This window comes from Sphingomonas immobilis, assembly GCF_030580995.1.
GTDB classification, from domain to species: domain Bacteria; phylum Pseudomonadota; class Alphaproteobacteria; order Sphingomonadales; family Sphingomonadaceae; genus Sphingomonas; species Sphingomonas immobilis.
The window spans coordinates 135,258-156,095 of record NZ_JAUQSZ010000004.1; the positions used below are offsets into that span (position 1 = coordinate 135,258).

Below are 20,838 nucleotides of genomic sequence, written 5' to 3' on the forward strand. Positions count from 1 at the left end.
TCCCTTTCGAAAGAGCATCATCCGTTGATCGTGAGGCCGCCGTCGGCGACCAGTTGCTGGCCGTGGACGAACGCCGCCAGCGGCCCGGCGAGGAACAGCACCGCGCGGGCGATGTCGTCGGGCGCGCCGAGCCGCCGCGCCGGCGCGCGGTCGATGAACGGCTGGCGGTATTCGGGCGGCGACCCGCTGGTGCCCTCGGTCGCGATCACCCCGGGCAGCAGCGCGTTGACGCGGATGCCGCGCGGCCCCAGCTCGACCGCGGCGGAGCGGGTGAGCGCGTTGAGCGCGGCCTTCGACGCGCCGTAATGGCCGAGCCCCGGCGCCGACGGCCGCAGCGAATCGATGGACGAGATGTTCACGATTCGCGCACCCGCCGTCATCACTGCGGCGGCGGCCTGCATCGCCGCGCTCGCGCCGAGCAGATTGATGCCGAGCGTGCGCGTCCAGGTCGCCGCGTCGAGCTGGTCGAGCGCCACCATCGGATAGACGCCGGCATTGTTGACGAGGATGTCGATCCGCCCGCGGGCATCATGCACCGCCGCGATCGCCGCGCGCACCGCATCGGCATCGGCCACGTCGAGGGCGAGCGCCTGCCCTGCGCCCATCGCCGCCACGGTCGCCTCGGCAGCGGCAAGGTCACGGTCGGCGGCGACGACGAACGCGCCGGCCCGGGCGAGCAGCACCGCGGTCGCACGGCCGATGCCCGCGCCCGCGCCGGTGACGATGGCGGTCTCGCCGGCGAGCCAGGCGGGCACGTCATAGTCGGTCATGGCCTTGCGACTCTGCGCATTCCGCTATCCTCTCGGCGGGCTGCGCTACGGCAGCTCCGGTATCCGAGAGTTCGCAGTTAGCAAACACCGTGTCAACTGAATCGCACCGCTGGACGAGTCCGCGGCGCGTCGATAGTCCGGCGGCAAGGCACCGATCCGGTTCGAGGAGAGACTATGACCGAAACACCGCCCGAGCCGCTCGTCCTGCGCGCCGATGCCGAGGGCGTCGCGACGCTGACGCTCAACCGCCCCGACAAGCGCAACGCGCTCAACGTCGACGTCTTCGTCGCGCTCGACGCGCATCTCGCCGCGCTGGAGGCGGAAACCGATTCGGTCGGCGTCGTCGTGCTGCGCGCCAACGGCCCGGTCTTTTCGGCAGGCGCCGATCTCGGCAAGCAGCAGCGTGCGCCAAAGAAGAATTTCCAGGCGCGCACGATCGAGCGGCTCGCGCACCTGCCGCAGCCGGTGATCGCCGCCGTCCACGGCCCGTGCTTCACCGGCGGGCTGGAGCTGGTGCTGGGGGCCGACATCATCCTCGCCGCCGAATCGGCGCGCTTCGCAGACACGCATGCCAAATGGGGCCTCGTCCCCGGCTGGGGCATGAGCCAGCGGCTGCCGCGCCGCGTCGGCACGTTCAAGGCGCGCGAGATGATGTTCACCGCGCGGCAGGTCGACGGGCGCACGGCGGAGCGTATCGGCCTCGCCAATCTCTGCGTCGCCGACGACGTGTTCGAGGCCGAGCTGGCGGCGCTGGCCAAGGATATCGCCGCCCTCTCCTGGCACAGCCACCGCGGCAACAAGCGCCTGCAGATCGAGACGCAGGACATAGCGCTGGCGCAGGGCCTGGCGCACGAAAGCTATCGCGGCCCCGGCATCGCCCCCGATTTCGCCGAGCGCGTCGGATCGACCTTCGGGCAGCGGTGAACGGCTGGGGGTGAGCAGCGAACATTACATCGTCTACGCGGTCGAAGGACCAGTCGCGGTCGTCACCTACGACCGCCCGCACCGCCGCAATGCGTGGGACGCGGGCATGTACCGCGCGATCCACGCCGCGATCGAACGCGCCAACGCCGATGCGGCGATCGGCGCGATCCTGATCGCCGCGACCGGCCCGGTGTTCTGCGCCGGTGTCGACCTGAAGGCCCCGCCCGAACCGCGCGACCCGGCGACGGGCAAGCGCCCCAACATGGCGACGCTGTCGATGGCGGAGGGCGACAACTGGCTTACGCTCATCGCCCGTTCGAAGCCCGTCGTCGCCGCGATCCAGGGCCCGGCGATCGGCGCGGGCGTGACGCAGATCCTGCCGTTCGACCTGCGGATCGGCGGCGCATCCTCGACCTATTCCTTTCCGTTCGTGAAGCTCGGCACGATGCCCGAACTCGGCGCGACGGCGCTGCTGCCGCAGCTGATCGGCTATGGCCGCGCGCTCGACCTGTGCCTGAACGCGGCGACGATCGACGCGCACGAGGCGGCGCGGATCGGCCTGATCGCGCGCGTCGTCGCGGACGCCGATCTTCACGCCGAGGCGCTGGCCACGGCCACGCGGATCGCCGGGTTCGATCGCGACGCGGTGCGCATCACCAAGGCGATGTTCGAGGGCAATCGCGGCGAGACCGATGCCGACCGGCTGCTCGCACGCGAACGCGACGGCTTTATCGAGCGGATTCGCCTGCGCCGGGCGGAACAGGCGAATTTGGGAGCGACAAACGGCTGAAGGCTGCTAATCAAAGCGCAGGTAATCGAGTGTTTACATCGGTGCCGCCCGAGGGAGGACAGGCAATGGAGATGACCGGCCGGCAAAGGATCGAAGCGCCCCGCGCCGCGGTGTGGGCGGCGCTCAACGATCCCGAGATCCTCAAACGCTGCATCCCCGGCTGCCAGACGCTCGAAAAAACCGGCGACGACAGGATGACGGCGACCGCCGCCGTCAAGATCGGCCCGATCGGCGCGAAATTCGCCGGGGAAGTTACCTTGAGCGATCTCGATCCGCCCAATGGCTACCGCATATCCGGCGAAGGCTCCGGCGGCGCGGCGGGCTTCGCCAAGGGCGGCGCGACGGTGCGGCTGAGCGACGACGGGCCGGGCGCGACGTGGCTCGACTATGAGGTCAGCGCGCAGGTCGGCGGCAAGCTCGCCCAGCTCGGCGGCGCGCTGATCGATGCCACCGCCAAGCAGATGGCCGGGCAGTTCTTCAAGAAGCTGGCGGCGGTGATGGCCGAGGCCAGGCCCGCGCCGGCCGAACCCGCCGCCGCAGCGGAGCCCGCGCCCGCCGCTGCGCCGGTCGCCGCAGCCATTGCAGCCCCGCCACCGCCACCGCCCGCATCGGCCGGCGCACCCGCGCTCGCCTGGGGCATCGCCGCCCTGTGCGCCGCGCTGATCGGCTTCGTGCTCGGCCGGCAGGCGGCGGGCTGGGAGAGCGCGGGGGCATGGCCGGGCCTTGCCATCGGCCTCGCCTTCGTCGTCGTCGCGGGCGCGGGTTTCGCCTTCGGCAAGGCTTCGCGATGAAGGCCGCGCCGTTCGACTATGTCGTCGCCGACAGCGTGGAGGGCGCGGTCGAGGCGCTGGCCGATCATGCCGGCGATGCCGCGCTGCTGGCGGGCGGGCAGACGCTGGTGCCGCTGCTCGCGCTGCGCATGGCGATGCCGGGGGTGCTGATCGACATCAACCGCATCGACGGGCTCGCCGGTATCGCGCGCAGCGGCGGCGCGACGCGGATCGGCGCGACGACGCGGCAGAACACGATCCTGCACGATCCGCTCGTCGCGCGGCACGTGCCCGCGCTGGCGAGGGCGACCGGCTTCGTCGGGCATCACCAGACGCGCAATCGCGGCACGATCGGCGGCTCGCTCGGCCTCGCCGAACCGGCGGCGGAATATCCCGCCACCGCGCTCGCGCTCGGCGCGCGGATCGAGGCGCGCTCGCCGTCGGCCACGCGCGAGATCGCGATCGAGGACTATTTCCTCGGCCCCTATACGACCGCGCTCGACATGGACGAGATGATCACCGCGGCGATCTTCCCCGACTGGCCCGAGGATACGATCCATATCGTCCACGAGGTCGCGCGCCGCCCCGGCGATTTCGCGCTGGTCGGGCTGGTCGCGGCGTTCGCGGTGGAGGGCGGCGTGTTCACCCGCGCCGGCATCGGCTGGTTCGGCATGGGGCCGACGCCGATGAAGAGCGCGCGCGCCGAAGCCGCGCTGATCGGCCAGCCAGCGGCGACGGTGGACCTTGCCGGAATCGCGCGGCTGGCGATCGAGGATACCGATCCGATGAGCGATATCCACGCCGACGCCGCCTATCGCCGCACCGTCGGCGCGCGCATCTTCGAACGCATCGTCGGCGATGCGATCGGCCAGAGGAAAGCGGCATGAGCAGCCACGCCATCGAAACCATCGTCAACGGCCAGAGCATTTCCGCGCAGGTCGAGGCGCGCCACACGCTCGCCGATTTCCTGCGCGGAACGGCGGGCTGCACCGGCGTCCATGTCGGCTGCGAACACGGCGTATGCGGCGCCTGTACCGTCATCGTCGACGGCGTCGCGGTCAGATCGTGCCTGATGCTCGCGGTACAGGCCGACGGGGCCACCGTCGCCACCGCCGAGAGCCTCGCCGCGCCGGACGGCACGCTCCACCGCGTGCAACAGGCGATGAAGGACGAATACGGCCTGCAATGCGGCTTCTGCACGCCCGGCGTCGTGATGACGCTCGCCGCTATCACGCAGGGCCGCAGCCCCGATGCGGAGGAGATCAAGGATGCGCTGTCGGGCCATCTGTGCCGCTGCACCGGCTATCAGGGGATGCTGAAGGTCGCGAAGCGGCTCGGCGGGGAGGTGCAGGCATGAACGCGCCCGCCGACGTACCGCTCGCCGCCGCGCGCTTCACCGGGGAGCGCGTGCCCCGCAAGGAGGACCGCCGCCTGCTGACCGGGCACGGCGCCTATGTCGACGACGTGACGATGGCGGGCATGGTCCACGGCATGTTCGTGCGCAGCCCCATCGCGCGCGGCCGCATCGTCGCGATCGATGTGGAGGCGGCGCGCGCGCTGCCCGGCGTGCGCGCGGTCTACACCGCCGCCGATCTCGATCGCCATCCGGCGAAGCTGACCGGCCTGTACGGCAGCGCCGAATCGAAATTCCCCGATATCTGGCCGCTGGCGAAGGAGGACGTGCGCCATGTCGGCGATCCGGTCGCGATCGTCCTCGCCGACGACCGTTACGTCGCGGAGGACGGCGCGGCGCTGGTCGTGGTCGAGTATGACGATGCCGACGCGGTGGTGACGATCGACGATGCCGCGACGGGCGCTATCGTCCATCCCGATCTCGACACCAACGTCGCGCTGATGATCGCCACGCCCGAAGATCCGGGGCTGGAGGCGGTCTTCGCAGGGGCCGCGCATGTCGTCACCGGCACGATCACGCACCAGCGCCAGGCGCATGTGCCGATGGAGACACGCGGTATCGTCGCCGCGCTGCAAGGGTCGGGCGAGATGCTGATCCACGCCTCGTGCCAGAGCCCGCACATGGTCGCGCGCTACATGGACCTCGCCTTCGCGATGCCCGACCTGCACTTCCGCGTCATCGCCAAGGATGTCGGCGGCGCGTTCGGGCTGAAGGTGCAGCCGTGGCGCGAGGAGGTGGCGATCGTCGCCGCCGCGCTGCTGATCGGCCGCCCGGTCAAGTGGATCGAGGACCGGCTGGAGAATCTCACCGCCTCCAACCAGGCGCGCGAGCAGGACGTGACGGTGCGCCTCGCCTTCGATGCCGATGCGACGCTGCTCGCCGCCGATATCGACTATCGCTGCAACCTCGGCGCCTATCCGCACGGCGCCGATCCCAATTCGCTGGCGATGGTGATGTTTCCGGGGCCGTACAAACTGCCGCGCTACAAATTCCGCGCGCAGGGTTTCTACAGCAACACTGCCGGGCAGGCGGCGTATCGCGGGCCGTGGGCGATGGAATCGCTGGCGCGCGAGACCTTGCTCGAGAAGGCCGCGCGCCAGATCGGCATCGACGCGGTCGAGCTGCGCCGCCGCAACCTCATCACCGCCGCCGATCAGCCGCACACGATGCTGACCGGCTTCGTGATCGACCGCGTCACCCCGCGCGAGACGCTCGACAAGCTCGTCGCGCATCTCGACACGCCGGCCTTCCGCGCCGAACAGGCGGCGGCGCGCGCGGCGGGCCGCTATCTCGGGCTCGGCTTCGCGGTCTATGTCGAGCCGACGACGATGGCGTTTGGCGGCATCCTGTCGAGCGACGTCGCCGACATCCGCATCGAGCCGACCGGCAAGGTGACGCTCACCGTCAGCACGCACAGCCAGGGCCACGGCACCGAGACGACGATGGCGCAGCTCGTCGCCGATACGCTCGGCGTCGATATCGAGGATGTCAGCGTCATGGAGGACGACAGCTCGCGCGGCGGCTTCGGCCCCGGCGCGGGCGGCAGCCGTCAGGCGGTGTCGGGCGGCGGCGCGACGCTGATCGCGTCGGGCAAGCTCGCCGACAAGATCCGCGCGATCGCCGCGCACGTGCTCAACGCCAGCCCCGACACGATCAGCCTGGCGGGCGGCAAGGTGCTGGTCGCGGGCGTCGCGGAGATGACGACGACGGTGAAGGAGATCGCCGAGATCGCCTATTACCAGACCGAGCGCCTGCCCGAGGGGATGGAGGCGGGGCTGGAGGCGCGGCATCGCTACCGCCCGCCGCCCGTCGTCTATTCGAACGCCGCGCACGCCTGCACGGTGGAGGTCGATGTCGAGACTGGCATGGTGAAGATCCTGCGCTGGGTGACGTGCGAGGATTGCGGGCCGATGATCAATCCCGCCGTGGTCGAAGGGCAGATCGCGGGCGGCGTGGTGCAGGGGATCGGCGGCGTGCTCTACGAACAGATCAGCTACGACGCGCGGGGCAACCCAACCGCCGTCACCTTCAAGGATTACCTCATCCCGACCGCGCACGACGTGCCCGAGCTGGAGTTTCTCCACATCGCCACGCCGTCCGCGAGCGAGGGCGGGTTCAAGGGCGTTGGCGAAGGCGGCGCGATCGTCGGGCCGCCGACATTGGTCAACGCGATCGCCGATGCGCTCGCACCGTTCGGTGCCGATTGCCTGACGTTGCCGCTGTCGCCGCCGCGCGTGCTGGCGGAGATCGGCACACGCGATTGACGAAACGATCTACACAACAGAGATAGCTATCTAGGTTAGGCAGGTTGCGGCCCATCGGCGATTCGCGACCGCCGCAAAGGAGAGCGAGCAGGTGTCGATCCTCACATACGCACGTACCACGCCCGGCAAGCCCGCGGTGATCGCCGCCGAAAGCGGCGAGTCGATCGATTTCGAACGCCTCAACGGGGATTCGATGCGGCTCGCGCGGGTGTTGCGCCGCTCCCTCGGTGAGGGCGCGCGCGTGGCGCTGCTGATGGAGAATGTCACCGCCGTCTATCCCGCCGCCTGGGCGTGCCGGCGCGCGGGCTTACGCTTCGTGCCGGTCAACTGGCACCTCAGCCGCGACGAGGCCGCCTATATCCTCACCAACAGCGATGCCGAGGCGCTGATCGTCTCGCCGGGGCTGGCCGATCTGGCGAACGATCTCGCCGAGCTGGTGCCCGATCTCAAGCTGCTGCTGACATCGGGCGCGCCGTTCGGCCGGTTCGAGAGCCTGGATGCGGTGATCGCCGCCGAACCGGCCGAGCCCTTTGGCATCGAGACCGAGGGCAATTACATGTTCTATTCCTCGGGCACGACCGGCCAGCCCAAGGGCATATTGCGCGCGCTGTCGGGCGATCCGTTCAACACCCTGCTGCGTATCGAGCAGATGATGGCGGGGCTGTTCACCTTCGACGACCAGAGCGTGTTCTATTCGCCCGCCCCGCTCTATCACGCCGCGCCGATGGGCTGGTCGATGGGCGCGCAGGTGCTCGGCGGCACCGCGATCGTGCCGCGCAAGTTCGATGCCGAGGCGACGCTCGCGCATATCGAACGCTACCGCATCACGCACGCGCAGTTCGTGCCGACCCATTTCGTGCGGATGCTCCAGCTCCCGCCCGAGGTACGCGCGAAATACGACGTGTCGACGCTGAAGATGGTGGTCCACGCCGCCGCCCCCTGCCCGGTCGACGTCAAGGAGGCGATGTTCGACTGGTTCGGGCCGGTGATCTACGAATATTACGGCCTCAGCGAAGGCGGCGGGTTCACCATCGTGCGCCCCGACGAATGGCTGGCGCACAAGGGCACGGTCGGCCGTTCGGTGACGGGGCCGATCCACGTCGTCGACGATGACGGCAAGGAGCTTCCGGCGGGCGAAGTCGGCCATCTGATGTTCGAGAACCCGGAAATCTTCGACTATCACAAGGAACCCGCCAAGACCGCGGCCTTCTTCGATGATCGCGGCTGGTCGCGGCCGGGCGACATGGGCTGGATGGATGCCGACGGCTATCTCTTCCTTGCCGACCGTTCGAGCAACATGATCATCTCCGGCGGGGTCAACATCTACCCGCAGGAAGCCGAGGCGGTGCTGACGCTCCACCCCGCGATCCGCGACGTGGCGGTGATCGGCGTGCCCGACAAGGATTTCGGCGAGGCGGTGAAGGCAGTGGTCGAGCTCAAGGCGGGCCATGTCGAAAGCGAGGCGCTGGCCCAGGAGATCCTCGACTATTGCCGCGCGCGGCTGTCGAAGTTCAAATGCCCCAAGAGCGTGGACTTCGTCGCCGAGCTGCCGCGCCTGCCGACCGGCAAGCTGCTCAAGCGCGAGCTGCGCAAGACCTATTGGGGCGATGGCCCCAACCAGATCATCACCGCCGCGAGCCCGGCGGCGCAATGAGCGCCGAGCCCACCGTGCTGACGGCGCGCGACGGCGCCGTGGTGACGGTGACGCTCAACCGGCCGGAACGCCGCAACGGCCTGGCGGGCGACATGCTCGAACGGCTGTTCGAGACGCTGTCGGAGCTTGCGCGCGATGCCACCGCGACCGTCGTCGTGCTGCGCGGGGCGGGTGAGCATTTCTGCGTCGGCGCGGATATCAAGGCCTACCCCGACGGCGTGAAGGGCAAGACCGATTTCGCGCACGTCGCCCGGCTCTATCACATCTCCACGCTGCTGCACGAAATGCCGCAGGTGACGATCGCCGCGATCGACGGCAGCTGCGCGGGTGCCGGGCTCGGCTGGGCGGCGGCGTGCGACTTCCGCTTCGCGTCGGACCGTGTGGTGTTCGCCACCGCCTTCCTCAAGGTCGGCGTGGCGGGCGACATGGGCACGGCGTGGAGCCTGGTGCAGGCGGTCGGCCCGGCGCGCGCGCGCGAGCTGATGTTCTTCCCCGAGAAGTTCGGGGCGGAAGACGCGCGGGGCTACGGCCTCGTCACGCGCATCTTCGCGCCCGCAGCGCTACACGCGGAGACGGCGCGGCTGGCGCAGGAGCTGGCGGGCCGCTCGCGCCTCGCGCTGGCTGCGATGAAGGCGAATTTCCTCTCGGTCGAGCGCGTGCAGGGCCTGCGCGACTATATCGACATCGAAGGTGCGCGGCACACCCATATCGTCCAGAGCGACGAGACGACGGCGAGCTTCCGCGCGTTCGCGGACGGCGCGGGCAAGACTGCGTAGCTGCGCCGCGGTCAGCCCGGCCGCAGGTGAACGACCTTGCCGGTACGCGCTTCGATCCCGCTGCGTGCGCCGGATATCCACGCCGTTACGGTCTCGCCGCGCTCGAACCCGACCTGCCGCGCAAGATCGACATCGCCGGCCAGGATCGAGTCGCACAGCCGCCGCTGCAGTTCGAGCCACAGCAACCGCCGGGCGATTTCGCCGCCGTACAGGTTGCGGCTCCTGTCGAGCAATCCGAACGAATAGCTGATCGCCATGAAGAGCTGCATCACCGGATCGCCGGTCATCCGGCCGATCAGTTCGTTGAGCCGCACCTCGGTCTCGACCGTTTCGTTGGCGCGCTTCTCGCCGGGACGCCGCGTTTCGAGCTCGTCCCGCAAGGCGCGCAGTTCCGCGATCAGGTCGGCTTCCCGGCATGCGGCGGCGCTCGCCGCGGCATGCGGGAAAATAAGGCGGCTTGCCGCGTGCATCTGCTCGAGCGTCGCCGATTGCAGCTTCAGCCAGAGCGCGGGCGCCTGGATCGCGTCGCGCGCGTTCGGCCGTGCGGCATAGAAACCGCCGCCCGCGCCACGCCGCACCTCGATCAGGCGATCATTCTCGACCACCTTCGCCGCCTGACGCAGCGTCGGGCGGCTGACGCCGAGCAGATCGAGCAGATCCGCCTCGGCACCGATATGGTCGCCGTCGTCCGCCGCCAGGCTCATCCTGGTGAGCGCGGCCACGGTCTGTGCAACCATCGACTTGCTCCCGGGGCCGGGGCCGGCGGAGCTTTCGAAGGGACGCCGATTGATCATTGCGACATGCTTTCCGTTGTCATCGACAACCATGAGACGCGCCGCCGAGGTCCGGCGGCACGTCTCAGGTCATCGCAATCGGGCAATCGCTTGGCAAGACCGGCGTTACAAAACCAGCGGCATGTAACGCGCCGCCGATCCTGCCGCGGGGTTATTGGCCGAACCGGATCGTCGCCGTCACGCCGTAGGTCGCCGGCTCGCGGATCGTCTGCGAGACATAGGAAAGGCCGGGCACGTAGAGCGCACCGATCACCGAACGGTCGTCGGTGATGTTGCGGCCGAACACCGCGACTTCATAGGCACCGTCATTGAAGGCAAGCGACGCGCGCGCGCTCAGCACGCCCGTCGCCGGACCGGTCGTACCGGCGACGATGATCGCATTGTTCGGGTCGGCCGGGCTGTTGTAATTGTTGAGCGGCTGCGCGCTCTGCCACGAATAGTCGGTATGCACGCGCAGCCGCGCCGAGCCGACCATATGGTCGTAGTCGCCCGACAGGCTGAACTGCTCACGCGAGACGCTGTCGAACCGCTCCTGCCGGCGATCGCCCGAAAGATCGGCATATTGCAGATATTTCGGCCGCGTGATCGTGCCGGTCGCGCCCAGCGTGAAACCGTCGAACAGTTTCGCCGTCACCTCCGCCTCGACGCCGTAGAAGCGCGCCTTGCCGGCGTTGGAAAGGATCGATGCGGTGATGCCGGGCGCGACATTGGTCAGCGTGGTGCGCTGAATGTCCTGCACCAGCGTGTAATAGCCCGCGAGGTTGAAGCGCAGGCGCTTGCCGAAGAACTCGCTCTTCAGGCCCGCTTCGTGCGCATAGGCGATTTCGGGTGCGAACGGGACGAACGCCGCCGATCCGCTGGCGCGCAGGTTCTGCCCGCCCGACCGGAAGCCGCGGCTGGTCTTGGCGTAGATCAGCACGTCGGGCGTGATCTTGTAGTCGATGCCCGCGATGTACGACCAGCCGCCGAAACCGTCCTTGCGCGACAATTGGCAGTTGGGCGCGATCAGACCGGGGATCTGGCACCCGACGACGCCGGTCGCGCGGGTCAGCGTGGTGTTGTTGATCGTCAGGCCCTTCGAATCGAAGGAATAGCGCACGCCCGCCGTCAGCGTCAGCCGGTCGGTGATGTGGAAGCCCGCCTGGGTATAGCCGCCGAGGCTGTAGTTGAAGATGTCGCCGCGGAACAACGTGGTGCGCGGATTCGCCTGCGGGATCGTCACCGACGACGACTTGTCGAAGCCGCCTTCGTCGAAGTACAGCGCGCCGGCCGCGAAATCGAGCCGGTCCTCGAACACCTTGCCCGTCACCTGCAGCTCGCTCGAAAACTGATGAAGCGACTGCGTGCCGGTGGTGGCGTGGATCGGATAGGGCGACCCGTCGAGATCGAGCGTCGTATCCGCATCGACGGTGCGATAGCCGGAGGTCAGCTTGATCGCGCCGAAATTGGTGTCCTGCGTCAGCGTCAGCAAATAGGTGTTGCTCGTGTTCTTGACGCGCGGATCGGTATCCATCGCGGTGGCGTTGGGTGCGTTCGCGATGCTGGCGATATAGGCGTTGGCGGTCGCGAGCGATCCGGCCGTGGTCGCGGCAGGGCTGCCAGGCTGAACCCAATAGAGCCGGCGGCTCGTGTTCGCGACGTCGAGATCATAATGCTCATACGACAGCACGGCGGTGAAGCTGTCGTTCGGGGCGATCAGCAGCTTGGCCCGCCCGGTCCAGCTGTTCTTCTCGTCATAGCGCCGGCCGTTGGCGATGTCGCGCGTGTAGGGATCGCGCTTGTTGACCTGGAAAGCGCCACGGAACGCGGCCTTGTCGCCGATCGGCACGTTGACGACCGCAGTCCCGGTCACTTCGTTGAAGCGGCCGTACGTCGCCTGTGCCATGCCCGAGAATGCATTGAGCTTGGGATCGGCGGTTTCGACGAGCAGCGCGCCGCCGGTGGTGTTGCGGCCGAACAGCGTCCCCTGCGGGCCCTTCAGTACCTGGATGCTGCTGACGTCGAGCAGATCGCTGTTGAGGCCGTAGGCGCGCGCCCAGTACAGGCCGTCGACATAGGCGCCGACCGACGGATCGAGCGTCGCGAGAATGTCGGTCTGCACCTGGCCGCGCAGCGTGAAGGTGGGCCCGCCCGGCGACGATGCCGAGTCGCGCACCGTGAGGCTCGGCGTGGTGCGCGCAACGTCGGTTACGCGCGTCGCGTTCTGCGCCTCCAGCGTGGCGGCGGAAAAGGCGGTGATCGCGACCGGAACGTTCTGCTGGTTTTCCGCGGTCTTGCGCGCGGTGACGATGATGTCGGCGAGGCCGCTGTCGGCCGGTTGTTCGGCCGGTGCCGGCGCGGTCTGCGCGGCGGCCGCGAACGGCGTTGCGGTCATGATCGCTACGCTGGCGAACAGTCCGGCGCGGAACGCGACCGTCAGCGTGGAATTCATGCGCTTCATTTACATCCTCCGTAACCGGCCTCTGGGTCGAGCCGCGGCGGTGCCTTAAGCGCCCAACTTGGGCGGGGCCAAGAGAATTAGATACCTGTTGGTAGATATTTAGCGATCTGTTGCAAACATGACACAATCTTCATGAACCAGCAATTTTCGGTTTTGCCGAGGGGCTGTGCGTGAAGATCGCGTCAAAACACCGCCGCCGGCGACTCGCCGCTTTGTAATCAGATACCGCTTCGGCCGTAATTTCGGGACAGCGAAAAGGCCCCGGAGCGGTCGCTCCGAGGCCTTTTACGATCCGCGGGAATGGCCCGGGTTACGCGGCGACCGGCACCTTGGTCGGTGCGATCAACGCATGGTCGAAGCGGAACAGCCGCGCGGCGTTGCGGCCGAGGATATCGAGCTTGTCGTCCTCGCTGATGTCGATGCCGTCGAACAGCTTGCCGATCACGTCCTGCGTGTGCGGGAACGTGCCCTCCGCGTGCGGATAGTCGGACGCGAACATCAGCGCGCGCGTGCCCGTGACCGACCGCGACATGATGCAGGCGCGGTCATGCTGGAACGAGACCGTCACCTGGCGCTTGATGATCTCCGACGGCATCATCGAGAGCTTGGGGCGCACGAAGATGTCGTGCGCGACATAGACCTCGTCCATGCGCTCGGCGATGGCCGCCAGCCAGCTCGCGCCGCATTCGATCACCGCGACCTGCGCCTTGGGGTTGCGATCGAGCACGCCGCCCGAGACCATGTACATGATCGCCGCGACGCCGTCCGACATCTGGCTGGAATAGTTGATGACGGCAGCGCCCGGACCCTTTTCGCCCGTCACCGTCTCCGCGCCGGTGCCGGTGTGCAGCACAAGCACGATGCCGAGTTCGCCGGCGAGGTGGAACACCGGATCCCAGGCGGGATCGTTATATTTGGGGATGCCCGGCGCCGTGATCGACGGCAGCATGGCGGCGGTGAAGCCGATCGCGGCGATGCGCTTCAGCTCGCGCTGGGTGTTGGCGAGATCGCGCACCGGCAGCACGCCGCACCGCACGAAGCGATCGAGCCGGCCGCTGAAATAGTCGTTGTTCCAGTTGTTGTAGATCTCGCACTGGGCCAGCTCGGCCTCGGGATCGTCGATCGCGTAGAGCCACAGGCCGAGGCTGGGGAAGGCGATCTCGGCATCGATGCCGTCCTTGTCCATATCGACCAGGCGGCCGTCGAGATCGTAGATGCCGAGCCGCGTCGTACCGCCGAAATCGGGGTTCTTGGCGAGCCGCAGGCGGAAGATCACCTTGTCCTCCGTCCGCGTGATCATCGTGTCGTCTTCCTTGACGACGCGAACCGCGTGCCGGCGCAGCGACTCGGGCAGCGCATCGACGAAAAGACTGTTGGGCTCGCGCACATGACTGTCGGCGCTGAAAATGAACGGCTTCACGATCATCTCTCCTCTTCGCAGGCTGCCGCCACAGCGGCGCCATCCATACCACCGCCTGCCGTCTAAACCCAGGGATCACGAGCAAGCTTGCTATTTAGATACCTATTTATGCGGCAGCCTGCAATAGGGTTTGCCGAAGGCGCGTCAGACGCGCACCTGCTGACCGTCGTCGACCGCGATGATCTGGCCGCGGACATAGCTTGCCGCGTCGGACAACAGGAACAGCCCGGCGCGCGCGATCTCGGCCGGATGCGCGACGCGGTCGGTCGGGCGGCCGCCCATCTTGCCCCAGGCCGCCATCTGCTCGACGCTCATCAACGGCTGCATCCCCTCGGTCGCGACCGTGCCCGGCGCGATCGCGTTGACGCGGATGTTCTGCTCCGCCAGTTCCTGCGCGAGGTTCACGGTCAGGCCGTTCACGAACAGCTTGGCGAGCGAATAGAGGCCCGCCGTCTGGTACGCGCCGATCGACGAGGTGTTGACGATCGCGCCGCCGCCGCGCGCGACCATCGCCGGCACCACCGCGCGCACCATGTAGAGCATCCCGTGGCTCATCACGCCGAGCACGTTGTGATAGATGTCGAGATCGACCTGGACGAGCGACCGGTGCGCCGCCGCGCTCAGCAGCCCGGCATTGTTGACGAGATAGTCGATGCCGCCGAAGCGATCGACGGCCACCTTGGCGCAGGCATTGCAGGCCTCGACCGATCCGACGTCGGTGTGCTGGAAAACGACGCGGTCGCCCGCACCGATCTCTTCGATGGTCGCCGCCGCCACGCTTTCGTTGACGTCGGCGATGACGACGCTCGCCCCGGCCTCCGCCAGCAACCGCACATATTCGCGGCCCATACCCTGCGCGCCGCCGGTGACGATCGCGACCTTGCCTTTAAAACCACTCATGGAAAATCCTCTCCTCCGCTGACGGATCGCGCTCTTGACGGCACCATCCGGCATAGCTCAACAGACACGATCCTCCCGTCGAGCCGACCTTATGTCAACCGCTAGTTACATTCATGCCGGCCGCTGAACCGAATTCACCATTGCCGGTGCGCCGCCGCGACGCGGTGATGACGCGCGCCCGCATCCTCGCGGCGGCGCGCAGGGTGTTCGCGGCGCGCGACTATACGCAGGCGCGGATCAGCGACATCGCCGCCGCCGCCGACGTCAACCAGGCCCTCGTCATCCGCTATTTCGGATCGAAGGAGCAGCTCTTCGAAATCGCACTCGAAGCCGTTCTCGCCGAACTGCCGATGCAGGACGGCTATCTGTGGGAGGGCCTTGCCGGGCGCATCGTCGATCACCTGACCGACGACAGCGAGGACACGCCCGATCCGCTGCCGATGGTGATCCACGCGACGTCCGATCCCGTCGCGCAGGCGATCTCGATGCGGCTGATGAAGCAGCATGTGCTGGGGCCGCTGGGGGCCTGGCTCGGCGGCACCGACGGCGACGTGCGCGCGGCCGAAATCCTGGCGCTGTGCGCGGGATTCTTCACCTATCGCCGGCTGCTGCCGCTCGCGCCGTTCGCCGGCGCGATGGATCCCGGCGCGCGGCAATGGCTGGAACGCGCGCTGCAGGATGTACTCGACGGCTCGATGCGGGGCAAAGTAAGCCGCGCTTGACTTGGGGGCCGGGTCTCGTACTCGTCGCGTAACGGCCGACAAGCGCCGCGATGGAGTGGAGCAGCAGGACATGGCCGGTCCGAAAATCGGATTCGTCGGACTGGGCAATCAGGGCGCACCGATCGCGGCGCGGATCGCCGCCGCAGGGCACCCGCTGCACCTGTGGGCGAGACGGCCCGAAACGCTCGCGGACTTCCCTGGCCAGGCAAGTATCGCCGAGTCGCTGCCGGCGCTCGCCGCCGCCGTCGATATCCTCTGCATCTGCGTGGTCGACGATGCCGGCGTGATCGCGGTGTGCGACACGGCACTCCCCGCGATGCGCGCGGGCGCGACCATCGCCATCCTCTCGACCGTCAGCCCCGAAACCTGTCGCGCGATCGCCGCGCGCGCGGCGGGCGGCGGCGTGACCGTCATCGATGCGCCCGTCAGCGGCGGCGCGGCGGTGGCGCGCGCCGGAACGATGGCGGTGATGCTGGGGGGCCCGCAGGCGGCGTGCGACGCGGTGCGCCCGGTGTTCGAGAGCTTCGCGACGCTGATCGAGCGGCTTGGCGCGGTCGGCGCGGGCCAGGCCGCCAAGATCGTCAACAACGCGCTGCTGACCGCGCAACTGATGCTCGCGCACGAGGCGCAGGCCGCCGGGGCCGCGCTCGGCCTCGATACCGCCGCGCTCGCCCGCGTCATCGCTGCGAGCAGCGGACGCAGCTACGCCTACGAACTGCGCGCGAGCCTGCCCTCGCTCGCCGCCTTCGAGAATGGCGCGCGGCTGCTCGCCAAGGATCTCGCGCTGTTCGAGCGGCTGGTCGCCGGTGCCGGGGCGTCCGCGCCCGCCATCGCCGGCGACGGCCGCGCCTTCCTTCGCCTCGCCTCATCCCCCGCACCAGGAGAGCCTGCATGACCGACGCCCCCGAACGCCAGATGACCCCGGCCGAACGCGAGCAATATGGCCGCGACTGGTTCGAATATACGATGACGTCGCCCGCCCCGCCGCCCGACAGCGCCTATCGCCAGGCCGGCATCGCCAATTTCGTCTTTGCCGAGATGTGGTCGCGCCCCGGCCTCGACATGCGCACGCGGCGCTTCATCACGCTCGCCTGCGTCGGTGCCGCCGACACCGCCGTGCCGATCATGGCGCACGTCTATGCCGCGATGAAGAGCGGCGACGTGACCTATGAGGAGATGATGGAGTTCGTGCTGCACTTCGCGGTCTATTCGGGCTGGCCCAAGGCCTCGATCCTCGAACAGACCGTGCGCGAACAATGGGAGCGCATCCAGAAGGAAGGCGGCACCGTGCAGATGACGCTGCCGGTGAAGCCCGGCGCATGAAGCTGGCGGGAGCGAACGCGCTCGTCACCGGCGCGGCGAGCGGCATCGGCCGGGCGAGCGCGCGGCTGATGGCGGCGCGCGGCGCGAAGGTCGCGCTGGTCGATATCGACGCGGCCGGGCTCGACAGCCTCGCCGCCGAGATCGCCGCGGCGGGCGGCACCGCCATCACGCTGCCGGCCGACATCAGCGCGGCCGATGCCTTCGACCGGCTCGCCGCCGATGCCGAGGCGGCGTTCGGGCAGATCGATCTGCTGATGAACAATGTCGGCGTGCTCGCCACCGGCAAGCCGGAGGACATCCCGCCCGAGGAATGGGGGCGCATCCTCAACCTCAACCTGCTCTCGGCGGTGCGCGCCACGCACCGGCTGCTGCCGGGCATGGTCGCGCGCGGACGCGGGCATATCGTCAACACCGCCTCCTTCGCCGGGCTGTTCCCCTATGCGTGGGACCGGCTGCCGTACGTGGCGAGCAAGGCGGCGCTGGTGGCGGTGTCCGAGGGCCTCGCGCTCTATCTGATCCCGCAGGGGATTGGCGTGACGTGCTTCTGCCCCGGCCCGGTGCGCACCGGCATCGGCAAGACGATCCGCAGCTGGACCCCCGGCATCGCGCCGAAGGGCCCTGGCGACCAATTCGCGATGCTGGAGCCCGAGGAGGCGGCGCAAACCCTGCTCGACGCGGTCGAGGCGGATCGCTTCTTCGTCGTCAGCGACGATCAGGCATTGATCGAGATGCGCAAGCGCGGCGCCGATCCCGAGGCGTATCTGCGCAGCCGGTTGCCGTGATGCGGCGCGGGCTTCCCGATCCGCGCGTGCGCTTCTAGGGAAACCGCACGCGCCGTCTCTGCCGAGTCGATGCGTGCGGCGGCCTTGGAGAGAAACGCGATGACACGCCTTCAGTATTCGGGTTTCGGTGGGGTCGGGCTGGCGGCGGAGGCCTATGGTTCCGCCGACGATCCGATCGTGCTGCTGCTGCCCGGCGCGGGGCAGACCCGCGCGGCATGGGCGGCGGCGGCGCCCGCGCTCGCCGCGACCGGCCGGTACGTGATCGCGCTCGATCTGCGCGGCCACGGCGACAGCGACCGTGCCGACGACGGGCGCTACGATCTCGATGCCTATGCCGGCGATCTGCGCGCCGTGCTCGCCGAACTCGGTTCGCGGCCGGTGATCGTCGCCGCGTCGCTCGGCGGCTGGATCGCGACGGCGGTGCTCGGCGAAGGCGGCGAGCATCTCGCTACCGGCCTCGTGCTGATCGACGCGCCGCCGCACATGGCGAGCGCCGGCAGCGAGGATATGGCCCAGCGCCTGCGCCGCGCCGCCGATAGCGGCGCGCGCGATTGGGATCCGCGCATCCTCGACGGATTCGACACGGCGGCGGCCGCACCGCGGCTGACCGAGGCGGCGGCGCGCGTCGCGGTCCCGACGCTGCTGGTGCGCGGCGAACGCAGCCCGCTGTCGAGCCCCGAGGCGGTGCAGGAACTCGCCGACCGCATCCGCGACGTGGAAAGCGTCGAGATCGCCGATGCCGGGCACCTCGTCGCCACCGACCAGGCCGATGCCTTCAACGCGGTGCTGCTCGATTTCCTGGAGCGCCGCGTGCCCCGCGTGCCGCCGGAATTCCGCGCCGGATCGGACCCGCGCACGCTGCGCGACGCGCTCGGCTGTTTCGCGACCGGGGTGACGGTGGTGACGACGCTCGACCCGGAGGGCAAGCCCGTCGGCCTGACCGCCAATTCCTTCACCTCGGTGTCGCTCGATCCGCCGCTGCTGCTCGTCTGCCTCGCCAACAATGCCGGCAGCCTGCCCGCGTTCCGCGCCGCGCCGCACTTCGCCGTCAATGTGCTGCACAACGGCCAGCAACCTGTGTCCGGCCGCTTCGCCAGCCGCGGCGAGGACCGTTTCGCCGCCACCGACTGGGAAACGTGGGATACCGGCGTGCCGATCGTCAGCTCGTCGCTGGCGAGCTTCGAATGTGCGCAGGAGGCGCTGTACGAGGCCGGCGACCACGTCATCCTCGTCGGCCGCGTCAGCCGCGTGCGCTTCGAACCGCGCCGCGACCCCCTGCTGTTTTTCCGCGGAAAATACCGCCGCCTGCATTTCAGCTAGACGTTTGCCGCACTTCTATTACTAAGTTTGCCTTGTGGCTGAGATTGGGGCGTGACAAGAGGTACCCGTTTGCCAGATAAAGCCTGTGAAGTGGCCAAAGATGGCGCGACTCTGGATGAGAAGGAGCGAGGGTGACCTGGGTCAATCAGGATAAATGCGCGATCGTCGGCGTCGGCGCGACGGACTATTACGTCCGTGGCAAGAGCTGGCCGCGCACCATCAACGACATGGCCGGCGAGGCCATCCTCAAGGCGTGCGCCGATGCCGGCATCTCGGTGAAGCAGATCGACGGCTTCGCCTATTATTCCACCGCCGGCGCGGGCTATCTCGACAAGTTCGACACGGCCAGCCTGATGGAGACGCTCGGCATTCCCGAGGTCGGCTTCTCGGCGACGCTGACCAGCGGCGGCGGCGGCGTGGCGGGTGCGCCCGGCCTCGCGGTGGCGGGCCTGATGAACGAGGACTGCAAATATGCCGTCACGGTCATGTCGCTCCAGCAGCTGCCGCAGCACCGCCTCGGCGTGGTGTTCGGCGCGGCCGCGCCGAGTGCGGAGAACAGCTTCCTCCAGCCCTCGGGCCTGGTCGGTCCGGGGCATCTGATGTCGGTGCTCGCGCGCCGCCACATGCACCTCTACGGAACCACGCGCGACGCCTTCAAGGAAATCGTCCAGGCGACGCGCGCCAACACGCACAACCGCCCCAAGGCGATCCGCAAGGAGCCGCTTACCGACGAGCAATATTGGGGCCAGCCGATGCTCGCCGATCCGCTCTGCCGGCTCGACTTCTGCCTGGAGACCGACGGCGCGGTCGCGGTCATCACCACCACGACCGAACGCGCCAAGGATCTGCGCCACAAGCCCGCGCTGATCCACGGCGTCGCGCACGGCGGCCAGGCCGAATGGGGCCGCGCCTTCGCATGGATGGGCATGCCCGATCCGTATTTCGCATCGTCGGGCCATGCCTATGTGGCGAAGCGGCTGTGGGAACAGACCGGCCTTTCGGCCAAGGACATGGACGTGGCCGAACTCTACGACCATTTCTCCGCGATGGTGCTGATGCAGCTCGAGGAATATGGCTTCTGCGAGAAGGGCGGCGGCAATGACTATGTGCTGGGCGGCAACATCCGCTTCGCCAACCGCGACAAGCCCGGCGCGATTCCCGTCAACACGCATGGCGGCAATCTCAACGAGGCGTATATCATCGGTATGACGCACGTCGTCGAAGGCGTCGAACAGGTACGCGGCACGGCGATCAACCAGGTCGAGGATTGCGAGTTCGCGCTCGTCACCGGCGGCCCGGCGTCGCTTCCCGTGTCCGGCATGATTCTGAGGAGGGCCTGATGGCTTACGGCGCCGCACGCGCATTGCCCGGCGAGGGCATCAAGATCACCACCAACCCCGATACCGAGCCGTTCTGGCAGGCGGCGAAGGAACACAAGCTGGTCGCGTGCCAGTGCGGCAATTGCGGGCATTTCCGCATGCCGCCCTCGCCCTATTGCCCGGTGTGCCAGTCGACCGACAAGAAGTGGCCGGAACTGCCGGGGACGGGCACGGTGTTCAGCTTCGCGATCTGCACGCACAATCCCAAGAACGGCGAACCCTATGTCTATGTGCCGGTGGTCGTCGATCTCGACGGCGCGTCACCGGCGCGGCTGGTCACCAACCTCGGCGGGATCGATGCCGACGACGTGAAGATCGGCATGAAGGTCACGGTCGACTGGAATCCGATCGAGGGCGACTGGGTGCTCCCGGTCTTCAAGCCTGCCGCGTGAGGCA

20 protein-coding genes are annotated in these 20,838 nt (G+C 68.5%); 15 read left to right on the forward strand and 5 right to left on the reverse strand.

Features of this window, described 5'->3' with window-relative positions; translation table 11 throughout:
• Window positions 1–17: 17 nt before the first annotated feature.
• Window positions 18–770: an SDR family NAD(P)-dependent oxidoreductase gene (locus tag Q5H94_RS07620; RefSeq protein ID WP_304560657.1), complete on the reverse strand. Its 753-nt coding sequence runs from the start codon at window positions 768–770 to the stop codon at window positions 18–20.
• A gap of 174 nt (window positions 771–944) precedes the next feature.
• Between Q5H94_RS07620 and Q5H94_RS07625 the strand changes: the two genes are divergently transcribed.
• From Q5H94_RS07625 to Q5H94_RS07660, 8 genes are all read left to right on the forward strand, one after another.
• Window positions 945–1,694, forward strand: coding sequence for an enoyl-CoA hydratase/isomerase family protein (locus Q5H94_RS07625; RefSeq protein WP_304560658.1), 750 nt, complete (start codon window positions 945–947; stop codon window positions 1,692–1,694).
• A 10-nt stretch (window positions 1,695–1,704) separates the two neighbouring features.
• Complete coding sequence (locus Q5H94_RS07630) at window positions 1,705–2,484, forward strand: enoyl-CoA hydratase/isomerase family protein (RefSeq protein WP_304560659.1); 780 nt, start codon at window positions 1,705–1,707, stop codon at window positions 2,482–2,484.
• Window positions 2,485–2,555: 71 nt separating this feature from the next.
• Window positions 2,556–3,275, forward strand: coding sequence for a CoxG family protein (locus tag Q5H94_RS07635; RefSeq protein ID WP_304560660.1), 720 nt, complete (start codon window positions 2,556–2,558; stop codon window positions 3,273–3,275).
• On the forward strand, window positions 3,272–4,141 hold the full coding sequence (locus Q5H94_RS07640; RefSeq protein WP_304560661.1) for an FAD binding domain-containing protein: 870 nt from the start codon (window positions 3,272–3,274) through the stop codon (window positions 4,139–4,141). Before Q5H94_RS07635 ends, Q5H94_RS07640 begins: the two co-directional genes overlap by 4 nt.
• Window positions 4,138–4,611: a (2Fe-2S)-binding protein gene (locus Q5H94_RS07645; protein ID WP_304560662.1), complete on the forward strand. Its 474-nt coding sequence runs from the start codon at window positions 4,138–4,140 to the stop codon at window positions 4,609–4,611. The genes Q5H94_RS07640 and Q5H94_RS07645 overlap by 4 nt, the downstream gene beginning before the upstream one ends.
• A complete protein-coding gene (locus tag Q5H94_RS07650) occupies window positions 4,608–6,932 on the forward strand; it encodes a xanthine dehydrogenase family protein molybdopterin-binding subunit (RefSeq protein ID WP_304560663.1) in 2,325 nt (774 codons plus the stop codon). Before Q5H94_RS07645 ends, Q5H94_RS07650 begins: the two co-directional genes overlap by 4 nt.
• 91 nt (window positions 6,933–7,023) lie before the next feature.
• Window positions 7,024–8,586: an AMP-binding protein gene (locus tag Q5H94_RS07655; protein ID WP_304560664.1), complete on the forward strand. Its 1,563-nt coding sequence runs from the start codon at window positions 7,024–7,026 to the stop codon at window positions 8,584–8,586.
• A complete protein-coding gene (locus Q5H94_RS07660; RefSeq protein WP_304560665.1) occupies window positions 8,583–9,362 on the forward strand; it encodes an enoyl-CoA hydratase/isomerase family protein in 780 nt (259 codons plus the stop codon). Before Q5H94_RS07655 ends, Q5H94_RS07660 begins: the two co-directional genes overlap by 4 nt.
• 11 nt (window positions 9,363–9,373) lie before the next feature.
• Here the strand turns inward: Q5H94_RS07660 and Q5H94_RS07665 are convergent, their stop codons facing one another.
• From Q5H94_RS07665 to Q5H94_RS07680, 4 genes are all read right to left on the reverse strand, one after another.
• Window positions 9,374–10,099 carry a FadR/GntR family transcriptional regulator gene (locus Q5H94_RS07665; protein ID WP_304560666.1) on the reverse strand — a complete coding sequence of 242 codons (726 nt, stop codon included), beginning with the start codon at window positions 10,097–10,099 and terminating at the stop codon, window positions 9,374–9,376.
• A gap of 208 nt (window positions 10,100–10,307) precedes the next feature.
• Window positions 10,308–12,596 carry a TonB-dependent receptor gene (locus Q5H94_RS07670; RefSeq protein WP_304560667.1) on the reverse strand — a complete coding sequence of 763 codons (2,289 nt, stop codon included), beginning with the start codon at window positions 12,594–12,596 and terminating at the stop codon, window positions 10,308–10,310.
• Between the two features lie 310 nt (window positions 12,597–12,906).
• Window positions 12,907–14,016, reverse strand: a complete 1,110-nt coding sequence (locus Q5H94_RS07675; protein WP_304560668.1) for an amidohydrolase family protein — start codon at window positions 14,014–14,016, stop codon at window positions 12,907–12,909.
• A gap of 144 nt (window positions 14,017–14,160) precedes the next feature.
• Entirely contained in the window at window positions 14,161–14,916 is a 756-nt protein-coding gene (locus Q5H94_RS07680) for an SDR family NAD(P)-dependent oxidoreductase (protein WP_304560669.1), read from the reverse strand.
• 113 nt (window positions 14,917–15,029) lie between these two features.
• Here Q5H94_RS07680 and Q5H94_RS07685 point away from each other — a divergent pair, with 113 nt between their 5' ends.
• The 7 genes from Q5H94_RS07685 to Q5H94_RS07715 all read left to right on the forward strand — a co-directional run bounded on the left by Q5H94_RS07685 (window position 15,030) and on the right by Q5H94_RS07715 (window position 20,834).
• Window positions 15,030–15,638, forward strand: coding sequence for a TetR/AcrR family transcriptional regulator (locus Q5H94_RS07685; protein ID WP_304560670.1), 609 nt, complete (start codon window positions 15,030–15,032; stop codon window positions 15,636–15,638).
• A 70-nt stretch (window positions 15,639–15,708) separates the two neighbouring features.
• Window positions 15,709–16,533 (forward strand): NAD(P)-dependent oxidoreductase, encoded by an 825-nt coding sequence (locus Q5H94_RS07690; RefSeq protein WP_304560671.1) that lies wholly within the window; start codon window positions 15,709–15,711, stop codon window positions 16,531–16,533.
• On the forward strand, window positions 16,530–16,961 hold the full coding sequence (locus tag Q5H94_RS07695; protein WP_304560672.1) for a carboxymuconolactone decarboxylase family protein: 432 nt from the start codon (window positions 16,530–16,532) through the stop codon (window positions 16,959–16,961). Before Q5H94_RS07690 ends, Q5H94_RS07695 begins: the two co-directional genes overlap by 4 nt.
• Window positions 16,958–17,743, forward strand: coding sequence for an SDR family NAD(P)-dependent oxidoreductase (locus Q5H94_RS07700; RefSeq protein ID WP_304560673.1), 786 nt, complete (start codon window positions 16,958–16,960; stop codon window positions 17,741–17,743). Before Q5H94_RS07695 ends, Q5H94_RS07700 begins: the two co-directional genes overlap by 4 nt.
• A gap of 99 nt (window positions 17,744–17,842) precedes the next feature.
• Window positions 17,843–19,063: an alpha/beta fold hydrolase gene (locus Q5H94_RS07705; protein WP_304560674.1), complete on the forward strand. Its 1,221-nt coding sequence runs from the start codon at window positions 17,843–17,845 to the stop codon at window positions 19,061–19,063.
• A gap of 131 nt (window positions 19,064–19,194) precedes the next feature.
• Window positions 19,195–20,403: a thiolase C-terminal domain-containing protein gene (locus tag Q5H94_RS07710; RefSeq protein WP_304560675.1), complete on the forward strand. Its 1,209-nt coding sequence runs from the start codon at window positions 19,195–19,197 to the stop codon at window positions 20,401–20,403.
• The gene (locus Q5H94_RS07715) at window positions 20,403–20,834 is read left to right on the forward strand and encodes a Zn-ribbon domain-containing OB-fold protein (RefSeq protein ID WP_304560676.1); all 432 of its coding nucleotides are present in this window, start codon (window positions 20,403–20,405) and stop codon (window positions 20,832–20,834) included. The genes Q5H94_RS07710 and Q5H94_RS07715 overlap by 1 nt, the downstream gene beginning before the upstream one ends.
• The last annotated feature ends 4 nt before the right edge of the window (window positions 20,835–20,838 follow it).